This window comes from Streptomyces sp. WAC00040 (assembly GCF_056835925.1).
This window is the reverse complement of sequence record NZ_JAKQZE010000001.1, coordinates 643691-664317: the sequence shown is the minus strand read 5'-3', so window position 1 is coordinate 664317 and position 20627 is coordinate 643691. Positions and strand designations below refer to the sequence as shown.

Genomic DNA, 20627 nt, shown 5'->3' with positions numbered 1-20627 from the left:
TCAGAGCACCGCACCGAGGAATTCGCGAGTACGTTCGTGCTCCGGATCCGAGAACATTTTTTCCGGCGGACCGGACTCGATCACCTTCCCGGCGTCGAACATGAGCACGTCGTCGGAGATGTCACGGGCGAAATTCATCTCATGGGTCACACAGAGCATGGTGATGTCGGTGGTGCGCGCGATGTCGCGCAGCAGGTCCAGCACGCCGGCGACCAGCTCGGGGTCGAGCGCCGAGGTGACCTCGTCGAGCAGCAGAACCTGCGGCCGCATGGCCAGCGCCCGGGCGATCGCCACCCGCTGCTGCTGGCCGCCGGAGAGCTGCGTCGGCTTCGCGTCGCAGCGGTCGGCCAGCCCCACCAGGTCGAGGAGCTCCTTGGCGCGGACCTCGGCCTCGTCCTTGGAGAGGCCCAGCACCCGGACCGGGGCCTCCGTCAGGTTCCGCAGCACGGTCATGTTGGGGAACAGGTTGAACTGCTGGAAGACCATGCCGATCTTCTTGCGCGCCTCGCGGCGCTCCTTCTCGGGGGCCGGGTAGAGCCGGTTGCCGTTCACCTGGATCGTGCCCTCGTCGGGCCTCTCCAGAGTCATCAGCAGCCGCAGGATCGTGGTCTTGCCCGAGCCGGACGGACCGATCAGCGTGACGTGCTTGCCCGGGCGGACCGAGAAGCAGAGGTCGTCGAGGACCGTGTTGTCGCCGAATCTCTTGGTGACGTTGTCGAACCGGATCAGGTTCTCGGGCGTGGTGTCGGTGAGGTCAGCGGACAAGGCGGCGCTCCAGGGCTCGTACGAGAAGTGAAGCCGGATAGGCGATGAGGACGAAGGCGATGCCGATCAGGGTCAGCGGCTCGGTGTACTGGAACGTCGACGCGCTCTCCAGTCGCGACTGCTGGAGCAGCTCCAGCACGCCGATGGCGGCGAGCAGCGGAGTGTCCTTGAGCATCGCGATGACGTAGTTGCCGAGCGCGGGCGTGATCCGGCGCACGGCCTGCGGCAGGATGACCGCGATCCAGGTGCGGTGGGCGGGCAGGCTCAGTGCCGTCGCCGCCTCCCACTGCCCGGGCGGCACGGCTTCGATGCCGGCGCGGTAGACCTGCGCGGTGTACGTCGAGTAGTGCAGCCCGATCGCGATCGTGCCCGTGGTCAGGGCGGAGAACTGCACGCCCCACTCCGGCAGCACGAAGTAGAGGAAGAACAACTGCACCAGCAGCGGGGTGGTGCGGATGAACTCGGTGACGAGGTTCACCGGCCACCGGACGAAACGGGTCGGCGCCCTGAACGCGATCGCCCAGACGAGGCCGAGGGTGAACGAGATCAGCGAGCCGAGCACCAGCACCTGCAGCGTGATCAGCACGCCGTCCCAGAAGCGCGGCATGAAGTCCGCGATCGCGGACCAGTCCCAGGTCACTTCGCAGCACCCCCCGCCACCGCGGTACCGGCGAGCTTGTCCTCGGCGCGCTCACGGCCCGGGCCCTTGGCGAACAGGCCGCCGAGCAGACCGGGCGGCGACTCGATGCCGATGTTCCGTTTGGTCCTGCGCTCCAGCGCCTTCATGGAACGCGTCAGGGCGAAGGCGAGCACGAAGTAGATGACCAGGCTGATCGTGTAGATCTGCGCACTCTCCTGTGTGGCCAGCCGCACCAGGTAGGCGGCGAAGGAGACGTCGCCCACACCCAGTAGCGACACCAGGGCCGTGCCCTTGAGCAGCTCGATCAGCAGGTTGCAGAACGACGGCATCATCTCCGGCACCGCCTGCGGCAGCAGGATCAGCCGCAGCCGCTGCCACGGCGTGAAGCTCAGCGCGATGCCGGCCTCGCGCTGCGCGACGGCCACCGAGTTCAGCGCTCCCCGCACGATCTCGGCGCCATATGCGCCGTACGACAGGCCGAGTGCCAGCACGGCGGCCCACATGGGGACGAGCTGCCAACCCATCAGCGGGGGCACCACGAAGAACAGCCAGAACATCAGCACCAGCGCGGAGGTGCCCCGGAAGATCTCGGTGTAGAAGCCCGCCAGGAAGCGGACGGTCCGCGAGCGGTGGGTGCGTGCCGTGCCGACGGCGAAGGCGACGGCGGCCGCCAGCGCCGCGCTGTAGACCAGCAGTTGAACGGTGATCCAGATACCGGGCAGCACCCAGTTCTGCCAGAGTCCGGCTGTCATCGGCACAGCTCCTCGGCAGTGAGCGTGGTCATCTCGTTCTTCGTGAAGCCGAACGGCTTCAGGATGCGGAAGAGCTCGCCGCTCTTCTTCATCTTGTGGATCTCGACGTTGAAGGCGTCACGCAGTTCGGTGTCCGTCGGCCGGAACGCGAACCCGCCGCCGTCGATCTGCTTCTCGCCGTCGACGACGGCCGCGAACGGCTCGGTAGCCTCCGCCTTGGTGCTCTTCTTCACCACCTCGCGGGCGGTCAGTGCCGTGCCCGCGAAGACGTCCACGCGACCGGACTCGACGGCGTTCAGCCCGGCCACCTGGTCCTGGAGGATGACGATGTCCTTCTCCGGAATGCCCGCGGCCACTGCGTAGGCGATCTCGGCGTAGCCCGTTCCGGTGGAGAATTTCGCCTTTGTCCTCACCACGTCCTCGTAGGTGCGCAGGTTCTTCGGGTTGCCCTTGCGCACGATGAACGAGTCGAGCATCTGGTACTCGGGGTCGGCGAAGACGACCTGCGCGCACCGCTCCTTGTTGATGTACATCCCGGCGGAGACCACATCGAACTGCTGAGAGTTCAGCCCGGGTATGAGGGAGGCGAAGTCGGTCGCGACCGGCTGGACATTGTCTATCCCGAGCCGCTGGAAGATGACCCGGGCCAGCTCAGGGGCCTCGCCCGTGAACTCGCCCTGTTCATCGACATAGCCGTAGGGCACCTCGCCCGCGATGCCGAGGCGCACGGTGCCCTGGGACTTCAGCCGGGCCAGCGCGTCGCCGGAAGGCACACGACTGCACCCCGCCGCACCGGCGACGGTCAGCGCGCCGGCGGCCGCCGTGCCGAGCAACAGGGCGCGTCTGCTCATCGATCCTGGTTGTCTTGTACGAGCCATGGGCGCGCGGCTACCCGGGCGCTCCTCGGGTATGCGTACGTAATGGCCGACCGATACCTGACCGTTGCCTTGAGCAAGCGAGGCGTGGAGTGCACCGCCCGCCTGCTCTTCGACAAAGCCCCAATGACCTGCGCGGCGGTGTGGGAGGCACTGCCGCTCGGCGGAGATGTCTACCACGCGAAATATGCGCGCAATGAGATCTATGCGCTGCTGCCGGCCTTCGCCGCACAGGAGCCACCGCTGGAGAACCCGACGGTCACCCCCATCCCGGGTGATCTGTGCTATTTCACCTTCACGGACGTGCAGTTGGGCACCGACTCCTACGGCTACGGGGCCACCGCCGCCCACCGGGGGCGGGCGACGGTCGTGGACCTCGCGCTGTTCTACGAACGCAACAACCTGCTGCTGAACGGGGACACCGGCTGGGTACCGGGCATCGTCTGGGGCGAGGTCGTGGAAGGGCTCGACGTGATGGCCGACGCGTGCCAGGACCTGTGGCGGACGGGGGCGGCGGGGGAGACGCTGTCCTTCCGGCGGGCGTAGTGGTCACATGCCCGGGACGCCCGACTCGTACAGCGCGTGCGCCGCGCGCAGCACCACCGCGTCCGCGTGCCGTGGTCCGACCAGTTGGACGCCGATCGGCAGGCCCGCGTCGTCCGTGCCGCACGGCACCGACGCCGCGGGCTGCTGCGTCAGGTTGAAGGGGTAGGTGAACGGGGTCCACCCCGTCCAGCGGTGGTGCGGTGAGCCCGCGGGGACCTCCGCGCCCGCCTCGAACGCCGTGATCGGCAGCGTCGGTGTGACCAGCAGGTCGTACGACGTGTGGAAGCGGCCCATCCGCCGGCCCAGCGCCATCCGTGTGTCGACCGCCGTCAGATAGTCGAGCGCGCTGTACTCCGCCCCGGCCGCGACGATCTCCCGGAGGCCGGGGTCGAGCAGATCGCGCTGCTTCGTGCCCAGGTGCTGGACCAACCGCGCCGCGCCGCTGAACCACAGGGTGTGGAAGGCCCCGACGGGGTCGGTGAAGTCGGGGTCGGTCTCCTCCACGTACGCCCCGGCCTCCGCCAGCGCGCCCACGGCCCGCCGTACCGCAGCCGCGACGGCGGGCCGCACCGCGACCTGGCCGCCGAACGACGGTGAGTACGCGACCCGCAGGCCTTTGACGCCCTCGGCGAGGCCCGCGGCCACCGAGGAGGAGGGGCCCAGGTGGGACCAGTCCCGCCAGTCCTCGCCGGTGATCACGTCGAGCATCAGCGCCGCGTCCGCCGCGTCCCGTGTCAGCGGCCCGACGTGGGCCAGCGTCCCGAAGGGGCTCGACGGATACATCGGTACCCGCCCGTAGGTCGGTTTGAGCCCGAAGACGCCGCAGAAGGATGCCGGGATCCGGACCGAGCCCCCGCCGTCCGTCCCGAGCGACAGCGCGCCCGCGCCCAGTGCCACGGCCGCCGCGCTCCCGCCGCTGGAGCCGCCCGCGGTGCGCGACGGGTCCGTGGGGTTGCGGGTCACCCCGTGCCGGGGAGAGTCGGTGACGCCCTTCCAGCCGAACTCAGGGGTCGTCGTCTTGCCGAGGAACACCGCGTTGTGGGCGCGCAGCCTGGCGACCGACGGCGCGTCCTCGTCCCAGGGGCCGTCGCCGCCGATGGTCCATGAGCCGCGCAGTGTCGGGCCGCCGCGCTGCAGCAGGATGTCCTTCACCGTGACGGGCACCCCGTCCAGCAGCCCTTCCGGCTCACCGCGGTGCCATCGCCGGGCCGACGCCTCCGCCTCGGCCATGGCCTCCTCCGCATCGACCCGGACGAAGGCGTTGACCCGAGGTTCCGTCTCTTCGATCCGTTCCAGTGCCGCGCGGGTCGCCTCGACGGGGGAGAAGTCGCCCTTTCGGTAGCCGGCCAGTAGTCGACGTGCGGTGAGGTCAGTCAGGCGAGTCGTCATGCATGGGGACGTACCCACGTTTCTTGTCGACCACGTTCGGAAGGGGCTTTCCGGCGGACCACAGCTCGTACATGTCGACGAACTGTTCCCCGAGCCGGTCGCGCCAGCCGACCGTGTCTCCGCTCATGTGCGGCGAGACGATCAGGCCCGGCGTGTCCCACAACGGACTGTCGGGCACGAGCGGCTCGTGCTCGAAGACATCGAGGGCGGCTCCGGCGATCCACCGCTTGTCGAGCGCGGCGACGAGGTCGCTCTCGACCACGAGCGGTCCGCGTCCGACGTTCACGAAGCGTGCGGAGGGCTGCATCAGATCGAAGCGCCGGGCGTCGAACATGCCCCGGGTGTCGTCGGTGAGGGGCGCCGCGCACACCACCCAGTCCGCCCGGGCCAGCAGCGGATCGAGGTCGCGGACGCCGTGGATGCCGTCGCGGGGCGTCCGGCCGACGACGGCGGTGCGGATCCCGAGCGCCCTGAGCGTGCGGGAGATGGCCCGGCCGATGGGTCCCGCTCCGACCACCGCGGCCCGTGTCCCGGCCACCGACAGTCCCTCGCGGTGGCGCCAGCGCCGCTGCCGCTGGAGGTCGAGGGTGCCGGGCAGGTCCTTGGCCATCGCCAGGACCAGGGCGGCCACGTATTCGGCGATGGGCGCCTCGAAGATTCCGCGGGCGTTGGTCACGACGGTGTCGGATTCGGCCAGTTCCGGGCAGAGCAGCCGGTCCACTCCGGCGCTCGGGGTGTGCACCCAGCGCGGTCTCGGGCCCTCGCCCGGCCAGGCCCGGCGGACCGCGTCGGAGGTGAAGTCCCATACCAACAAGGCATCTGCTGAAGGAAGTTGGTCAGCGAGAGTCTCCTCGTCCGCGTAGGCCACACGGACCTTTCCGGTCAGCCGGCCGAGCCGCGGCAGAGGGTCGGCGGCCAGTACGAGAAGTTTCGGTTCGGACATCGGGCGGAAACCGCTTCCTCACGTCTGACATGTACGGATTGACCACGCTCGCACCCGAACCTACCGTCGTCAACAAGACACCAAGGGGGCCTGCGATGGATGTCTCCTTTCTGGGTGGACCGCAGCCGCAGCACGGCGTGGGTGTGGTCGCCCCGTTCGACTTCGCGCTCGACCGTGAGCTGTGGCGCTGGGTCCCCGACGACGTCTCGCTGCGTCTGACGCGCACCCCTTTCGTGCCCGTCGGGGTCTCGCTCGACCTGGCCCGTCTGGTGAGCGAGCACGAGACGCTGCGTGAGGCCGTAAGGGCGCTCGGGGCGTCCGAGCCCGAGGTCATCGCGTACGCCTGCGCCTCGGGCAGTTTTGTGGGGGGCCTCGCCGGGGAACGCGCCATGTGCGAGGTGATGAACTCGGCGGGCGAGGTGCCCTCCCTCACCACCTCCGGGGCGCTGCTCCAAGCGCTGGAGGAGCTCGGAGTCTGCCGGATAGCCCTCGTCACGCCCTATACGGAGTCCGTCACCCGCTCACTGGAGGCCTATCTGGGAGAAGCTGGAGTGACGGTGACGGGCTGCGCCTTTCTGGGCCTGACCCGCCACATCTGGAAGGTGCCGTACCGGGCGGTGGTCGACATGGCGAGAACGGCGGTGGTCGGTGCGGCCGACGCGCTGTTCATCAGCTGCACCAACCTGGCGACGTACGACACGATTCCGCAGCTGGAGGCCGAACTGAGGATGCCGGTGCTGTCTGCCAACCAGGTGACGATGTGGGCCGCGCTGCGTGCCATCGGCTCCCGGGCCGTCGGCCCCTACCAGGCACTTCTCATGGAGCCGGAGGCACTCGCAGGGACGCTGCCGGACGGGCAGCCGGAGCCCGAAGAACAGGAAGGCTGGACATGACGACGGTCGGACTTCTCTACCCGGGACACTCCGCGGAGGACGACTACCCACGGCTCGAGGTCCTGCTGGACAGCGACATCAGGCTGCCCATCATCCACACCGACATCGGCGAGGACGCACACCGCGTCGACGCGCTGCTGAAGATGGGCTCGCCGGAGCGGCTCGTCGCCGGTATGGAGGCGCTGCGGCTGGAGGGGGCCGAGTCGGTGGTGTGGGCGTGCACCAGCGGAAGCTTCGTCCTTGGGTGGGAGGGCGCCCACGAGCAGGTGCGCGAGCTCGCAACGGCGGCGGGGATGCCCGCGTCCAGCACCTCGTTCGGCTTCGTCAACGCCGTGCGGCACCTGGGTGCGCCGCGGGTCGCGATCGCCGCCACCTATCCGGCGGACGTCACCGAGTACTTCGCGGCGTTTCTCGAGAAGTCCGGCGCCGTGGTCGTCTCCGGCCGGGACGCCGGCATCCTGACGGCCGAGGAAGTCGGCACCTGGGACCGTGAGCAGGTCCTCGATCTCGCCCGTTCGGCCGACCACCCCAACGCGGACGTGGTGCTGATGCCCGACACGGCCCTGCACACCGTCGCCCACCTGGCCGACCTGGAGGAGGCGCTGGGCAAGCCGGTGCTCACCGCGAACCAGGTGACCGTGTGGGAAGGGCTGCGGCTGGCGGACCGGCGTGCCTGGGGTGACAAGCTGGGCCGGCTCTTCGCCCGACCCGACTGAGCCGCGCGCCCCTTGCGGGGACGGTCGGCCGGCGTGCCCCCCGGGAACGCCGGCCGACGTGCGTCGTGCGCAGGGCGGTGGTCCGGACGGCCCGAGCGGGTCGCCGCCGGCCCCTGCCTCCGGACGCGCGGGGAATAAGCGGAGTCGCCCTCCTGTTGGCTGTCGAGGCTACGTACGACAGACGCAGGAGGGCCCAGCGGTGAACGCAGACGCAGTGGACGAGATCCGAGGCACGGCGGCCGGGACCGCCCCCGTACCCCTTTCCGTGCTCGACCTCGTCACCGTCGGCAGCGGGCGCACCGCCACCGACGCGCTGCGCACCAGCGTGGACCTGGCACGGCTCGCGGAGAGCCGCGGCTACCACCGGCACTGGGTCGCGGAGCACCACTCCATGCCCGGTGTCGCGTCCTCGTCCCCGGCCGTGATCCTCGCCCACCTCGCCGCCCGCACCGAGCGCATCCGCCTCGGCTCCGGCGGTGTGATGCTGCCCAACCACGCGCCGCTCGTCATCGCCGAGCAGTTCGGCACGCTGGAGGCGCTCGCCCCGGGCCGGATCGACCTCGGTCTCGGCCGGGCCCCCGGCACCGACGGCGCGACGGCGGCGGCCCTGCGCCGCACCGACCGCCTGAACGAAGGGGCGGACGACTTCCCGCAGCAACTCGCGGAGCTGACCCGCTTCCTGGACGACGACTTCCCCGACGGGCACCCGTACGCCCGCATCCACGCCGTCCCCGGCCCCGTGCAGGCGACCGCGCCCGGCGGTGTCCAGTCGTCGGCCCGCCCGCCGCTGTGGCTGCTCGGCTCCTCCGGCTTCAGCGCACGGCTCGCCGGTGTGCTCGGGCTCCCGTTCGCCTTCGCGCACCACTTCTCCGCGCAGAACACCGTCCCGGCGCTGGACCTCTACCGCGAGTCCTTCCGGCCGTCCGCGGTGCTCGACGCCCCGTACGCCCTGATCGGCGTCTCCGCGCTCGCCTCCGACGACGAGAAGGAGGCCCGTCGGCAGGTCCTCACCGGCGCGCTGTCCATGGTGCGGTTGCGTACCGGCCGTCCGGGGCTGATCCCGACGCCGGAGGAGGCGGAAAAGTACGACTTCGGCCCGATGGAGCGCGAAGTCGCGGAGAGCTGGCTGCGCAACGTGGTGCACGGTACGCCGGACGCCGTCCGTGCCGGACTCGACGACCTCCAGAAGCGCACCGGCGCCGATGAGTTGATGATCACGGCCAACGCGCACGGCGGCGAGGCCCGGCTGCGCAGCTACGAACTCATCGCCGACGCGTACGGACTCCCGGCCGCGCCGGTTCCTTCCTGAGCTGTTCGGCAGTGGCTCATTAACGAGGGCTTAAACCGCTCGTCACCCAGGGTGGCGGGCGGTTTTTCGCAACGGGTGCAGGCCTCCGACAAGTGCTTTCCGGCTCAAATTGGTCTAGTCCTGGTTTGGTGCAGACCATTGACGCGGGCTTCGGGCGGCGGCTATCACTGCTCCAACTCCCGTATCACGCACCCCCCTCGGAGGCCGCACGTGCACGTCCGCAGACCCTTGCTCGCAGCGCTCACCAGCGCGGCACTCGCCGCCGGAGCGCTGGCGGCCGTCGTCGGCCCCGGTTCCGCCCAGGCCGCCGACGCTGCCCCGGCGGCCGCTTCGACCGGTGGCGTCAAGATCGCTTACTACGACCAGTGGAGCGTGTACGGCAACGCCTTCTACCCCAAGCACCTCGACACCCGGGGCATAGCGGAGAAGCTCGACGTCATCAACTACTCGTTCGGCAACATCCACCCCACCGAACTGACCTGCTTCGAGGCCAACAAGGCCGCCGGCGACGACGCCAACCCCAACGCCGGTGACGGCGCGGGCGATTCGTACGCCGACTACCAGCGCTCCTTCTCGGCGGCCGACAGCGTGGACGGCGTGGCCGACACCTGGAACCAGCCGATCGTGGGTGTCTTCAACCAGTTCAAGGAGCTGAAGGCCAAGCACCCGCATCTGAAGATCAACATCTCGCTGGGCGGCTGGACCTACTCCAAGTACTTCCACGACGCGGCCAAGACGGATGCGAGCCGCAAGAAGTTCGTCGCCTCGTGCGTCAAGCAGTACATCGCCGGAGACCTGCCCGTCGAGGGCGGCTACGGCGGCCCCGGCACCGCCGCCGGCATCTTCGACGGCATCGACATCGACTGGGAGTACCCGGGCTCGCCGGACGGTCACCTCGGCAACCACTACGGCCCCGAGGACAAGCAGAACTTCACGCTGCTGCTGGCCGAGTTCCGCAAGCAACTCGACGCGTACGGCGCCGCGCACGGCGGCAAGAAGTACCTGCTGACGGCCGCCCTCCCGGCCGGCCAGGACAAGATCAGGCACATCGAGACCGACAAGATCGGCGCGTACCTCGACTACGCGAACATCATGACGTACGACATGCACGGCGCCTGGGACGGCGACGGGCCCGCGTACCACCAGTCGCCGCTGTACTCCCCGGCGTCCGACCCGACCGACCCCGTCAAGCCGGGCACCCAGAAGTACTCGATCGACAACGCCATCGACGCGTGGATCGACGGCAACAGCGCCTACGGCATCGCCGGCGGATTCCCGGCCGGCAAGCTCACGCTCGGGTACGAGTTCTACTACCGTGGCTGGAAGGGCGTCCCGGCGGGCACCCGCAACGGCCTCGGCGGCAGCGCCACCGGCGCGTCGGCCGCCCGGCCCGTCAGCCAGCAGGCGGGCATCGCGCACTACAAGGAACTCGGCGGCATCGTCGACAACCCTGCGACCTCCTTCTGGGACGACGAGGCGAAGGCCGCGTACTTCTACAAGGACGGCGAGTTCTTCACCGGCCTCGACCAGCGGGCCGTCCAGGCACGGGCGGACTACGCGCACGAGCGTGGGCTGGCGGGGGCGATGATGTACTCGCTGCTCGGGCTGGACACCGGGGCGACCCTGTTCCACCAGATCGTGACCGCGGTCGGCTCGTCCCCGACGGACCCGGAGCCCACGCCGACCCCGACCGAGCCGACCCCCACCCCGACGGAGCCGCAGCCTGGTTGCCCGGCGGCCGCCTGGACCCCCACCGCCGTCTACAACAACGGCGGCGAGGCCTCCCACAAGGGCCGTCTCTGGAAGGCCAAGTGGTGGACACAGGGCGAGGAGCCCGGCACCACGGGGGAGTGGGGAGTCTGGCAGGACCTCGGCGCCTGCTGAACCGACCCACCACGTACCTGATCCCTCACGGCCGGCGGCCGTGGGGGATCTCCGTGTCCGGACCGTGGCACCCCCGCCGCCGCGAGCGGCAGGGCGAGGATCTCTCAGCCCGGAGTCGTGGCCGGCTGAGGGCAGGGCCCCGAGCCCAGCATCTCCGCGATGCGCTCAGGACCGACCGCGCGTGAGTAGAGCCATCCCTGGCCCGTGTCGCAGCCGATCCGGCGCAGCCGGGACGCCTGGCCCGACGTCTCCACACACTCGGCGGTGACGGTCAGGCCCAGCCGGTGGGCCAGTTCCACCAGGGCCTGGACGATCGTCTCGTCGGCCGGATTGGCGTGGGCCTCGTCCTGGAAGCCGCGGACAAACGTTCCGTCGAGCTTCAGTACGGATACCGGCAGCCGGCTCAGGTACGCGAGGTTGGAGTAGCCGGTGCCGAAGTCGTCGATGGCGATGTGCACGCCCATGTCGCTCAGCGCCTGGAGCGCCTGGAGCGGCCGCCCCGCCGAACCCATCACAGCGGACTCGGTGAGCTCCAACTGGAGCAGATGTGCGGGCAGACCCGTCTCCGCGAGGATCTCGGCGACGTCGGCGACCAGGTCGGAGTCCCAGACCTGCCGCACGGCGACGTTGACGCTGACGAACAGCGGCGGGACGTCCGGGTGGTCGAGCTGCCACTGTCTGGCCTGCCGGCACGCCGTGCGCAGCACCCACTGCCCGAGCTGCACGATCGAGCCGTCCTCCTCGGCGATCGCGACGAACCGATTCGGCGTGAGCGTGCCGAACTGCGGGTGGTTCCAGCGCACGAGCGCCTCCACACCACGCGTCACTCCGTCGGCCATGCCCACCAGCGGCTGGTACTCGAGGGTGAACTCCCCGCGTTCCACGGCCGGACGCAGCATCGAGGACAGCGCCTGCCGGGTCATCCGGTGCGCGTTCCGCTCGGGGTCGAAGAGCGTCCAGCGGGACTTGCCGTCCTCCTTCGCCCAGTACAGCGTCGTGTCGGCGGCCTGCATGAGGCCGGTCGCGCTCGTCCCCGACACCGCACGCTCCACGACACCGATCGACGCGGACACCGACAGCCGCTGGCCCGCCAGGTCGAACGGCTCCTGGAGGGCGGCCAGTACGGACCTGGCGAGGTCGGCGACCTGCTCCGTGCCGGTGGAGTCCTCGACGAGGATCGCGAACTCGTCACCACCCAGCCTGGCGACCAGATGGCCGCCGCCCCGCCCGGTGCCGCCCGCGTCCGCGCACTCGGCCAGTCGGGTCGCGACGGCGGCGAGCAGCCGGTCGCCGACGCGGTGCCCGAGGGTGTCGTTGACGGCCTTGAACCCGTCGAGATCGAGGTAGCAAAGGCCGATCCGGCCGGTGGAGTCCTGGTCGTAGGGGGAGGACTCCAGCGCGGCTGTCAGCCGCTCGAAGAACAGCGCCCGGTTGGGCAGCCGGGTCACCGGGTCGTGCATCTGCAGGTGCCGCAGCCTGGCCCGCAGTTCGCGCCGGTCGCTGATGTCCGCGACGGACAGCAGCACGGTGCCGCCGTCGGGGACGGGGGAGACGGTCACCTCTGCCCACAGCGCACGCCCGTCCGGGTGCTTGAGACGGCGGGTGCAGCGGAACCGCGAGCGGCGGCCGCGCAGCACCTCGCGGTACGCGTGCCAGGTGCGGGCGTCGGAGGCGAGGTCGATGAGGTCGGCCGCGTGCCGGTCGCGCAGTTCCACTGGCCGGGTGCCCAGCAGCGCGGCGAGCGCCTCGTTGGCGCTGATCACCAGGCCCCGGTGGTCGACGACGGCCATGGCCAGTTGTGCCGCGTTGAAGGCGGCCCGGTAGTCGTGCAGTTCGGACGACGTCCGGCCGAAGTTGTGACGCTCCGTGACCGAGGGTCGGATGCTTCCGGGGACTGCGACGCCCGCGGGCCCTTGTCCTTCGGAGGTTCCGCTCACCGCTCACTCCCGCAGTGCAGTTGTGTCGTACAGGGTCGTACAAATGTGGTCGGGGGACGGCCCGCCAAGGCAGTCGGCGAAGAAATCCAGCAAGAACTCGGGGAAAGTGTGCCGATCATAGAGGCACCGGACGCGGCCCTTCCAGCGTGACCATCATGCGACAGGGCCTCCAGAGGGAACGGTCGATCGTTTCTGCATGGGTCCGGACCGGGCTCTGGCGACCCTTGACCGAATGTGACTTTCTGTGAGCCATCGGAGTGTCGTCGGGTCTCGGAGCGGCATCGGCCCGGTGTCAGGTCGGTCACCCGAGTGGGGCACCGGAACAGGGCGAACCATCAGAAAACACCACAAGGTGGGTGACGCAACCTGCATTCCGCAGCCGGAGGTCCACGTGGAGGGTCAGCAGTCGCACGAGGGAACACCCGGGAGAGTGGAAAGGGTGCGGCTGCGGAGTGCCGCCGCCGGGATCACTTCCCTCTTGGCGTTCGCGGCCACCTCCCTCGTGGCCGGTCCGGCCGTCGCCGACTCCGTGGGCGGCCCCTGCGCACTGCCCCGGACCACGGCCCACCACTCGCTGGGCCTCGACACCTGGAACGCCGCCTACACCCGGCCGGCCACCGGCCTCGACGCGGTGATGATCTTCCTCTCGTTCCCGGACTCCGAGCCGCTGAACGCCCCCCACAAGCTGGCCGCCGACCACTTCCCCGCCACCAGCGACTTCTTCCGGCGCGCCTCGTACGGGAAGTTCTCGCTGCGTGCCGAGCCGCTGACCGAGTGGCTGCCCATGCCCAAGCCCTCCGTCGCCTACGGAATACAGCGCGACTGGGACCCCGAGAAGCGCGCCGCCTATCTCCGCGACGCGATCGACGTGGCCGACCGCGAGGTCGACTTCTCCGAGTACGACATCGTCTACCTGGTCGCCGACCCCGACGCGCCCGGCGTCGACTCGGACGCGACCAAGGTCGTCAACTTCGACCGGCCGCTGAGCGCCGACGGCACCGACATCCGGCGGGTGGTCACCGTATTCGAGCGCCACCCGCCGGACCGCAACGTGCTCGCCCACGAGACCGGTCACGTCTTCGACCTGCCCGACCTCTACCACCGGCCCGTCGACGGCAACGGCGACTGGGACACCCACGTCGGGGACTGGGACGTCATGGGCAGCCAGTTCGGACTCGCACCGGACCTGTTCGCCTGGCACAAATGGAAGCTGGGCTGGCTGAGCCGGCAGGAGGTGCGGTGCGTCTCCGCGGAGCGCGGCAGCGGCATGGTGACCCTCGAGCCCGTGGCCGCCGCGCCCGTGGGCGGCGGGAGCATCGGGACCCGGCTGGCGGTCGTCCGCACCGGACCCGACAGCGCGCTCGCGATCGAGGCCCGCGGAGCCACCGGCAACGACACCTACACCTGTACGGAGGGCGTGCTCCTCTACCGGGTGCGGTCCGAGATGGCATCGGGAGGCGGGCCCGTCGAGGTCGTCGACACCCACCCGGACACGGACGCCTGCTGGGAGGAGTCGGTCTACCCGCCGCTCGCGGACGCGCCACTGCGGGTCGGTGAGACCTTCACCATGCCGGGGCCGCCGGGCGGACGGGCGCGGGTGGAGGTCGCGGAAAGGACGCAGACAGGGGCGTGGACGGTGAAGATCACCACTGCCTAGCGCCGTCCTACCGGACACGAAGAAGGTCCCCCGCTCTCGCGAGGGACCTTCTTCCGTCTGTGCGCCGCCAGGGACTCGAACCCCGGACCCGCTGATTAAGAGTCAGCTGCTCTAACCAACTGAGCTAGCGGCGCCTGCTGACGTCGTAGACCTTAGCATCCTGATCGGCGGGAGGAAAAATCGATACCCGCACCCCTGCGGAGACCTTCGCGCGGACCGCCCGTACGCACGCCCAGAGCAGGACCTCCGGGCCCGGGAGCCAGGGCCGGCGGGTGTCCGGGGCGACCACCCAGCGCGGTTCGGAGGCGGTGTTCGTGGGGATCAGCGGCGGGACGGTGACGGCGTCGCCCGTGCCGTGGCACAGCAGTGGCGGAACGGAGTCGCCCCACTCCTCCCAGTCGAGCAGCGACGGCAGCCGCTGGGCCGTGCCGGGCGCGGCGAACAGCATCATCCGGCCCCGATGCACGGCGACGGGCCCGGACCCCGGACCCTCCTCCCACAGCCGGTCCAGCATCCGGCGGCCGAAGATCGAGGGAACGGTCACCACGTCGAACACCGAGCCGCAGGGCAGCACGGCGGGGGCCGTCGGCCGCGCCTCCCACTGGGCGAGCGCCGACCGCGGGAACGTCTCGGCGGAGGCGAGCCAGCCGGCGCCCGGGGGTGTCACACGGGCCGCGGCGCGGTCCTCCTCGTCGGCGCCCACGTGCGTCAGCAGGGATGGGTCTCGAAGCCATGCGGTCATGGTTCATGCTTACCGGGGGTGACACTGCAATTTCACCGGGTTGCCAGAAACAAGGACAGGGCGGGGCGGAGGGGAGTATCTTGCGCCGCCGGCATATGCGAAGTGATGTTGACGGGAGCCCGGCCCGCACTCCCCGTAGCGGCGGCTGCCCGCCCGGCCCCGCGGAGCGTGCTACGTCACAGCGCCGCGCAGGAGCTCCTCGCCGAAGTCGATCATCTTGCGGGCATAGTCCTCGGTCCAGCCCGCCCGCTCCGCGATGTCCGCGGGCGTCAGCCGGTCGAAGCGGCGGGGATCCGCCAGCTGGGCCGCCGCGACGGCCTGGAACTCCACCGCCCGGTCCGTCGCCGCCCGGAAGGCGAGTGCCAGCTCCGTCGCGCGGGCCAGCAGCTCGAGCGGGTCCTCCATGGACTCAAGGTCGAAGAAGTGCTCAGGGTCGGCGGCGGCCTCCGACGGCTCGAAGAGCAGCGGGCCCGGCCGCATCCTGCGCTCGGTCGTCCGCTCCGGTTCCGCCATGTCCGTACTCCTCCTCGTCACGGCCCGCGCCCCGGACCGCCATCCATTGTCCCGCGCCGCGCAAGAGGGCCTCAGGCCATTCAGGGCCGCCACAGCACCCGGTGCTCGGCCAGATGTGCCAGCACCGCGTGATTCGCCTCCCAGCCGTCCGGGAACTTCACCGTCACGCCCAGCTGGACCGGCTCCGTGGACGGGTGCTCGTCGAGCAGCTCGCCCACACCGGCACGGCACACCACGATGCAGGCGTGCCGGTGCCGGGAGGCGAGGACGCACAGCCGGCCCGTCTCCAGGTGGAACGCCGTCGCGTCGGGCCGGCCGGACAGGGGATGGAGTACGACGGTCACGTCGTACTCACGGCCCTGGAGGCGGTTCGCGGTGTCGACCGTGACGCCGGTGACGCCCAGGTCCGCCAGCGCGGCACGCACCGCGGCGGCCTGGTCGCGGTGGGCCGTGCCGACGGCGATCCGGTCCGAGGTGAGCGGCACCGGCTCCTCGGACCGCTCCGAGACCGCGGCGCCGCCGCGGTCGAGCAGCCGGCGTACCACCAGCGCCACCGCCCGTACCGCCTCCGGGTCGGTCCGCGGCGTGTGGCGCGGGGGAAGCTCCAGCAGCCCCCAGCCGGAGGCGGCCGCCTCGTCGAGAACCCGGTCGGGCCCGGAGCCGTCGGACGGCACACCGAACGAGAGCCGCCGGTCCCCGTCGCCAGTGCCGCTGCGGAACGGTGTGTACGGGTAGAACGCGTCGGACACCAGCGGCGCCGCGGACGCAGGCAGCCGCCAGGAGACCGGCAGCCGGTGCTGCGGCAGCTCCGGGTTGTGCGCGAGGAGCGTCGACACCGCGCTCGCCGACGGGTCGTAGGAAAGGCCCGCCCACTGCTCTGCACCGACCACGGAGAACGGGTCGAGCTGGCCCGGGTCGCCGACGAAGAGCGCACGCTCGAAGAGCCCGGCGACGGCGAGCAGTGCGTCGGAGCGCATCTGGTACGCCTCGTCGACGATGGCGTGTCCCCAGGGCTCGACGCCCTGCACATGCGCCCACTTGGCCGCCGTGGAGATGACGACGTCCAGACCGGCCAGGTCACCGGCCTTCGCCGACTTGCGGACGTTGTCCAGCTCGTCGAGAGCCTTGTCGTACGGGTCGGAGTCGTTCGAGTGCAGCCGGCCGACGGGAAGCCCCGGCTCCTTCTCCGCGAGCCGCAGCACCAGGTCGTCCACCTGCGCGTTGGTCTGCGCGACGACCATCAACGGACGGCCCGCCGCCGCCAGTTCGAGTGCCGCCCGCACCACCAGGGTCGACTTGCCGGCGCCCGGCGGGGAGTCGACGACGACGCCCCTTGCGGAGCCGTGGAGGGTGTCGGCGAGGATGCCGGCCGTGGCACGCGCGGCCTCCGCGGCGGGATCGAACGGCGCCGTGGCCGGAGGGAACGGCGCGGTGGAAGGCGGTGTCACAGAAGGTCCTCCGGGGTGACGAGGTCCGGGATCTCGGCCGTTTCGGTGCGCGGCGGCCCGCCGTGCGTCCACGGCGTCTCCTCCGGATCCGGCAACTTCGGCCCGCCCCGCTGGTCGTGCTCGAACAGGGTCCAGGCGATACGGTCCCCCTTGGCCGGCACCGACCCTTCTGCGGGGTCCTTGGCACGGCCCATCCGGTCCATGACGCGCAGCACCAGCGTGCCCTCGTCCTCGTACCGCACGAACTCTGCCGTTTGAGGCTTTCCCTCGAGCGAGCGGTACACCTTCACCCGCTCGCCGAGGTGGGGGCGGTCGTCCGTGCGGACGGTCACCAGCGGACGGGGACTCGGCCGCTTCGACTCGGACCAGGCCATCTCCACGTCGATCACCTCCGACAGGAACGCCTCACCCGCCAGACGGCGGCCCGCCATCACCAGCGGATCGTCCAGCGCCTCCTGGGCCTCCAGTTGCGCCTGCGCCGTCTCCCGCGCGGCGAGCTTCTGCGCGGCGGTCACCGCGTCGTCGCGGCGCGGCTGGGGCGGCTCACCGGCGCGGACCCGGTCGCGGTGGGCGGTGAACGACCAGCGGTCACGGGTCCAGCGGTCCTCGACGCGGGAGCCCTCCGGCAGCGCGCGCATCAGCTCGACCGTGCGCCACACGGCGGACCAGGTGGGCCGCATCTGGTCCGCGACCAGGCGCCGGATCTCGAGCTCCGCACGGTGCAGCTCGCCCAGACGCTCGTCGGCGCTGCCGCCGTCCTCGGCCGCCGCCAGCAGTTGCCGGGCCCGGTCGTAGCGCTCCATCGCGGGCGCCAGGCGCCGGTTGTCGAAGACCGGGTCGGTCGCCGGTCCCGCCGGCGGGCACAGCAGCATGCCCTCCCGGTCGCGGCCCAGCTCGGCCCGCAGCGCGGCCTCGGCGCCGGACTCGGCGTCCGGCGCGTCGTCCGCCTCGATCCAGGCGAGCAGCGCGCCCAGGTGCTGGTCCTCCAGCGAGGACTGGCCGGTCGCCCAGTGGCGGTTCAGCAGATCCGCCGCCGCGAGCAGCAGGGATGAGCCCGGGACCCGGGCCCGCTCCCCGTAGTGGGTGAGCCAGCGGCCCAGCAACGGCACACGGGGCGGCGCCGGGTAGGGCGTGTCGGGGTCCTGCTCGGCCGTGCGACGGAACCGCATCGAGCGTCCCAGCAGCCGCACGAAATCCACGCCCGCCCGGCTCGGCACGATCAACTGCGGCGCGTCCACGCACAGTTCGACCTCGACGGTGACCTTCTTGCCGGTCTTTGCGTCGGTCTCCTTGCGTTCGACGTGCTCCACCTCGTCCCCGAAGCCGTCGAGATACGGCAGGACCACGTCGGCCAGCTCCGCAAGGAACGCCGAACGCAGGTCGCGGTCGCGCGGCTGGGCCACGACCAGCAGCCGCGGCTCCTCGGGGTCCGTCCCCACCAGCGCGCCCAGCGGCGCCCCGGCCTCACCCGCCGTCGTCAGCGGCACGAACACCAACGGGCGTTCGGCCAACCGCCGGTGGCGGACCGTCGCCAGCGGCTGCGCCCGACCCCTCTCGACCGCCTCCAGCCGGGCGAGGGTGGCGATCAGCGACATGCTCCGGCCTCCTGCTTTGCTGCCGTGCCCCGCTGCGCCGGATCAGCCTCGGCCAGGGCCTCGGCCCGCAGCGCGGCCGCCCGCCGGAGCGCCGCCACCGCCGGGTCGGACGGGTCCCCGGCCTCGCCGCGTGCCGCCGCCAGCACCTCGCCGATGGTCGTCAGCCCGCCCAGCTCACCGCGGACCGACCGGCCCAGGGTCTCCACCGCACCGGCCTGCCTGGCCCGGTCACGGCAGTGGAAGGCCAGCTCGCAGGCGGCGAGGCACTCGGGCGCGTACGCGTGCGGGACGGACTCGACCGCAGCCGTCAGCTCGTCCGGCGAACACCCGTCGAGGTCGAAGGTGAGGCCTTCCGGGAGCCCGGCCGCGATGTCCTCGACACGGGTGAGCCTGGCCAGCTGACGGCGGGTCACCGACAGCTGCTTGCGCACGTCCACGGCGGACGCGGTCGGCAGGTTGGAGAAATCCTTGGGGCAGACCAGCAGGATGCCGTGCGCCACCCGAGCGCCGTCCGTGACGGCGGCGACCCGCTCCAGCGCCAGGACGTACACCGCGGCCTGGCGGGCGGCCGCACCCACCTTCGACGCGTCCGCCGACGCGTCGACCATCGGGAACGACTTGATCTCCACGACCGTCCACCGGCCGTCGGGGTGCACCACGACGGCGTCCGGCTCCAGATACGCGGGCGAGCCCGCCACGTCCAGCGCGAGCAACGGATGGTCGAGCAGCGTCCACGCTCCGGCGGCCGTCGCCTCGCGCAGCGCCAGCGCCGTACGCGCGGCACGCCCCTCGGGGCCGGCCGCCGACAGATCCGGCACCAGGGCGCCCGCCGGGTCGTCGAGCCCCAGCAGGCGCAGCAACTCCTTGCCGCCGTCGGCCTTCACCTTCGCCTCGAAGGCGTTCCCGCGCATGAAGGCGAACTGCGACTGCCCGAACGTCCCCGGAGCACCCAGCGCTGAGGCGAGCGCCGCCTTGTCCACCCCGGCGCCGTCCAGCAGCGCCCGGCGCCGGCACCCCGGATTGGCGGCGAGGGCCGCGAGGGCGCGGGCGTCCAGTGGATGGGGCTGCGCGGCAGGGCCCCGCAGCTCAGCGAGCCGTTGCCGGAGTGCTGTCGTCGGCGCCTGCGGAGGGGGTCCGCTGCCCAGGGATTCGCTCACCCGCGGAAGTCTCGCATCCGCCACCGACAACAGGGGAGACGGAGACCGCCGCGGGGGGGCGGGGCCCGCCCGTGAACCGTTCGCGCGTGCGGTCGGCGAGACGCAGGGCGGGCCTGGTCAGCAGCGCTCCCGCGCACATGACGGCGGCGCCGGCGACCGCGTCGAGGAAGTAGTGGTTGGCCGTGCCCATCACCACGACCGTGGTGAGCAGCGGGTAGGCGACGGCCAGTGCCCGCGCGAGCGGCGTACGGCCGTGCCGCCACAGCATCACCCCGACCCATAAGGCCCAGCCGACGTGCAGGCTCGGCATCGCCGCGTACTGGTTCGTCATGCCGCCGAGCCCTCGCGGCGCGCTCGCCTCCGCGCCCCACCAGCCGTACGAGCTGTACTGCGCCATCGTGTCCACGAACCCGTGGCCGGCGTCCAGCAGCCGCGGGGGGCAGGTCGGCATCAGCGTGAAACCTGCCAGCCCGAGGAGCGTGGAGAGCATCAGCCAGGTGCGGGCCGCGCGGTAGCGGAGGGGGCGGCGGCGGAAGAGCCACACGAGGACGACGGGGGTGGCCAGGTAGTGGAGCGAGGCGTACGCGAAATCCGCGGGTATGCCGAGCGCGGGCATCTCCGTGAAGAGACGGTTCAGCGGATGCTCGGCGTTGAGCAGGAGTGCCTTCTCGGCCCGGAGTATCGCGAGTCCGTTGTCGACGGCCGTGGAGACATCGCCGCGGGCGAGGAGCCGGCCGGCCGAGTACGCCGCGTAGACGACGGCGATCAGCAGCAGCTCGGTCCACCAGCGAAGCCGGTGGCGAGGCGCGGTCTGCGGCATCCGGTCGGTCTCCGTCCCCCGTCGGGATCACTCGTCCGGGGAGGGG

At 71.3% G+C, this 20627-nt stretch carries 19 protein-coding genes and 1 tRNA gene; 6 read left to right on the top strand and 14 right to left on the bottom strand.

Annotation, left to right across the window (positions count from 1 at the left end; translation table 11 throughout):
* The 4 genes from MDN94_RS03010 to ehuB are packed head-to-tail and all read right to left on the bottom strand — an operon-like array spanning nucleotide 1 to nucleotide 3008.
* Nucleotides 1-765, bottom strand: a complete 765-nt coding sequence (locus tag MDN94_RS03010) for an amino acid ABC transporter ATP-binding protein (protein ID WP_482724435.1) — start codon at nucleotides 763-765, stop codon at nucleotides 1-3.
* Nucleotides 755-1405, bottom strand: a complete 651-nt coding sequence (gene ehuD / locus MDN94_RS03005; protein ID WP_482724434.1) for an ectoine/hydroxyectoine ABC transporter permease subunit EhuD — start codon at nucleotides 1403-1405, stop codon at nucleotides 755-757. Before ehuD ends, MDN94_RS03010 begins: the two co-directional genes overlap by 11 nt.
* On the bottom strand, nucleotides 1402-2157 hold the full coding sequence (gene ehuC / locus MDN94_RS03000) for an ectoine/hydroxyectoine ABC transporter permease subunit EhuC (RefSeq protein WP_482724433.1): 756 nt from the start codon (nucleotides 2155-2157) through the stop codon (nucleotides 1402-1404). The genes ehuD and ehuC overlap by 4 nt, the downstream gene beginning before the upstream one ends.
* Complete coding sequence (gene ehuB / locus MDN94_RS02995; protein ID WP_482724432.1) at nucleotides 2154-3008, bottom strand: ectoine/hydroxyectoine ABC transporter substrate-binding protein EhuB; 855 nt, start codon at nucleotides 3006-3008, stop codon at nucleotides 2154-2156. Before ehuB ends, ehuC begins: the two co-directional genes overlap by 4 nt.
* 69 nt (nucleotides 3009-3077) lie before the next feature.
* On the opposite strand from ehuB, the gene MDN94_RS02990 reads away from it, so the two are divergent.
* Nucleotides 3078-3578 (top strand): DUF3830 family protein, encoded by a 501-nt coding sequence (locus MDN94_RS02990; protein WP_482724431.1) that lies wholly within the window; start codon nucleotides 3078-3080, stop codon nucleotides 3576-3578.
* A 3-nt stretch (nucleotides 3579-3581) separates the two neighbouring features.
* On the opposite strand, the gene MDN94_RS02985 is transcribed toward MDN94_RS02990, so the two are convergent.
* Nucleotides 3582-4967, bottom strand: a complete 1386-nt coding sequence (locus MDN94_RS02985) for an amidase (protein ID WP_482724430.1) — start codon at nucleotides 4965-4967, stop codon at nucleotides 3582-3584.
* Nucleotides 4948-5910 (bottom strand): D-2-hydroxyacid dehydrogenase, encoded by a 963-nt coding sequence (locus MDN94_RS02980; protein WP_482724429.1) that lies wholly within the window; start codon nucleotides 5908-5910, stop codon nucleotides 4948-4950. The genes MDN94_RS02985 and MDN94_RS02980 overlap by 20 nt, the downstream gene beginning before the upstream one ends.
* Before the next feature lie 95 nt (nucleotides 5911-6005).
* Between MDN94_RS02980 and MDN94_RS02975 the strand changes: the two genes are divergently transcribed.
* From MDN94_RS02975 to MDN94_RS02960, 4 genes are all read left to right on the top strand, one after another.
* Entirely contained in the window at nucleotides 6006-6803 is a 798-nt protein-coding gene (locus MDN94_RS02975; RefSeq protein WP_482724428.1) for a maleate cis-trans isomerase family protein, read from the top strand.
* A complete protein-coding gene (locus tag MDN94_RS02970) occupies nucleotides 6800-7519 on the top strand; it encodes a maleate cis-trans isomerase family protein (protein WP_482724427.1) in 720 nt (239 codons plus the stop codon). The genes MDN94_RS02975 and MDN94_RS02970 overlap by 4 nt, the downstream gene beginning before the upstream one ends.
* 199 nt (nucleotides 7520-7718) lie before the next feature.
* On the top strand, nucleotides 7719-8828 hold the full coding sequence (locus tag MDN94_RS02965) for an LLM class flavin-dependent oxidoreductase (RefSeq protein ID WP_482724426.1): 1110 nt from the start codon (nucleotides 7719-7721) through the stop codon (nucleotides 8826-8828).
* A gap of 210 nt (nucleotides 8829-9038) precedes the next feature.
* The gene (locus MDN94_RS02960; protein WP_482724425.1) at nucleotides 9039-10712 is read left to right on the top strand and encodes a glycosyl hydrolase family 18 protein; all 1674 of its coding nucleotides are present in this window, start codon (nucleotides 9039-9041) and stop codon (nucleotides 10710-10712) included.
* Nucleotides 10713-10816: 104 nt separating this feature from the next.
* Here the strand turns inward: MDN94_RS02960 and MDN94_RS02955 are convergent, their stop codons facing one another.
* A complete protein-coding gene (locus tag MDN94_RS02955; protein WP_482726985.1) occupies nucleotides 10817-12595 on the bottom strand; it encodes a putative bifunctional diguanylate cyclase/phosphodiesterase in 1779 nt (592 codons plus the stop codon).
* Nucleotides 12596-13079: 484 nt separating this feature from the next.
* On the opposite strand from MDN94_RS02955, the gene MDN94_RS02950 reads away from it, so the two are divergent.
* The gene (locus MDN94_RS02950) at nucleotides 13080-14306 is read left to right on the top strand and encodes a M6 family metalloprotease domain-containing protein (protein WP_482726984.1); all 1227 of its coding nucleotides are present in this window, start codon (nucleotides 13080-13082) and stop codon (nucleotides 14304-14306) included.
* A 60-nt stretch (nucleotides 14307-14366) separates the two neighbouring features.
* Here the strand turns inward: MDN94_RS02950 and MDN94_RS02945 are convergent.
* The 7 genes from MDN94_RS02945 to MDN94_RS02915 all read right to left on the bottom strand — a co-directional run bounded on the left by MDN94_RS02945 (nucleotide 14367) and on the right by MDN94_RS02915 (nucleotide 20581).
* Nucleotides 14367-14440: transfer RNA gene (locus MDN94_RS02945), tRNA-Lys, on the bottom strand.
* Nucleotides 14431-15048 (bottom strand): bifunctional DNA primase/polymerase, encoded by a 618-nt coding sequence (locus MDN94_RS02940; protein ID WP_482724424.1) that lies wholly within the window; start codon nucleotides 15046-15048, stop codon nucleotides 14431-14433. Before MDN94_RS02940 ends, MDN94_RS02945 begins: the two co-directional genes overlap by 10 nt.
* Nucleotides 15049-15219: 171 nt before the next feature.
* A complete protein-coding gene (locus MDN94_RS02935; protein WP_482724423.1) occupies nucleotides 15220-15561 on the bottom strand; it encodes a hypothetical protein in 342 nt (113 codons plus the stop codon).
* A gap of 80 nt (nucleotides 15562-15641) precedes the next feature.
* Complete coding sequence (locus tag MDN94_RS02930; RefSeq protein WP_482724422.1) at nucleotides 15642-17009, bottom strand: AAA domain-containing protein; 1368 nt, start codon at nucleotides 17007-17009, stop codon at nucleotides 15642-15644.
* Nucleotides 17006-18604 carry a hypothetical protein gene (locus tag MDN94_RS02925; RefSeq protein WP_482724421.1) on the bottom strand — a complete coding sequence of 533 codons (1599 nt, stop codon included), beginning with the start codon at nucleotides 18602-18604 and terminating at the stop codon, nucleotides 17006-17008. The genes MDN94_RS02930 and MDN94_RS02925 overlap by 4 nt, the downstream gene beginning before the upstream one ends.
* On the bottom strand, nucleotides 18595-19761 hold the full coding sequence (locus MDN94_RS02920; protein ID WP_482724420.1) for a hypothetical protein: 1167 nt from the start codon (nucleotides 19759-19761) through the stop codon (nucleotides 18595-18597). Before MDN94_RS02920 ends, MDN94_RS02925 begins: the two co-directional genes overlap by 10 nt.
* Nucleotides 19691-20581 carry a phosphatase PAP2 family protein gene (locus MDN94_RS02915; protein ID WP_482724419.1) on the bottom strand — a complete coding sequence of 297 codons (891 nt, stop codon included), beginning with the start codon at nucleotides 20579-20581 and terminating at the stop codon, nucleotides 19691-19693. Before MDN94_RS02915 ends, MDN94_RS02920 begins: the two co-directional genes overlap by 71 nt.
* Nucleotides 20582-20627 lie beyond the last annotated feature (46 nt).

Excerpts from the sequence above, each read along its gene's own strand:
- MDN94_RS02940 (WP_482724424.1), bottom strand. The coding sequence starts at position 15,048 with ATGACCGCATGGCTTCGAGACCCATCCCTGCTGACGCACGTGGGCGCC.
- ehuB (WP_482724432.1), bottom strand. The coding sequence starts at position 3,008 with ATGAGCAGACGCGCCCTGTTGCTCGGCACGGCGGCCGCCGGCGCGCTG.
- MDN94_RS02985 (WP_482724430.1), bottom strand. The coding sequence starts at position 4,967 with ATGACGACTCGCCTGACTGACCTCACCGCACGTCGACTACTGGCCGGC.
- MDN94_RS02935 (WP_482724423.1), bottom strand. The coding sequence starts at position 15,561 with ATGGCGGAACCGGAGCGGACGACCGAGCGCAGGATGCGGCCGGGCCCG.
- ehuC (WP_482724433.1), bottom strand. The coding sequence starts at position 2,157 with ATGACAGCCGGACTCTGGCAGAACTGGGTGCTGCCCGGTATCTGGATC.
- MDN94_RS02915 (WP_482724419.1), bottom strand. The coding sequence starts at position 20,581 with ATGCCGCAGACCGCGCCTCGCCACCGGCTTCGCTGGTGGACCGAGCTG.
- MDN94_RS02980 (WP_482724429.1), bottom strand. The coding sequence starts at position 5,910 with ATGTCCGAACCGAAACTTCTCGTACTGGCCGCCGACCCTCTGCCGCGG.
- MDN94_RS02925 (WP_482724421.1), bottom strand. The coding sequence starts at position 18,604 with ATGTCGCTGATCGCCACCCTCGCCCGGCTGGAGGCGGTCGAGAGGGGT.
- MDN94_RS02970 (WP_482724427.1), top strand. The coding sequence starts at position 6,800 with ATGACGACGGTCGGACTTCTCTACCCGGGACACTCCGCGGAGGACGAC.
- MDN94_RS02990 (WP_482724431.1), top strand. The coding sequence starts at position 3,078 with ATGGCCGACCGATACCTGACCGTTGCCTTGAGCAAGCGAGGCGTGGAG.
- MDN94_RS02975 (WP_482724428.1), top strand. The coding sequence starts at position 6,006 with ATGGATGTCTCCTTTCTGGGTGGACCGCAGCCGCAGCACGGCGTGGGT.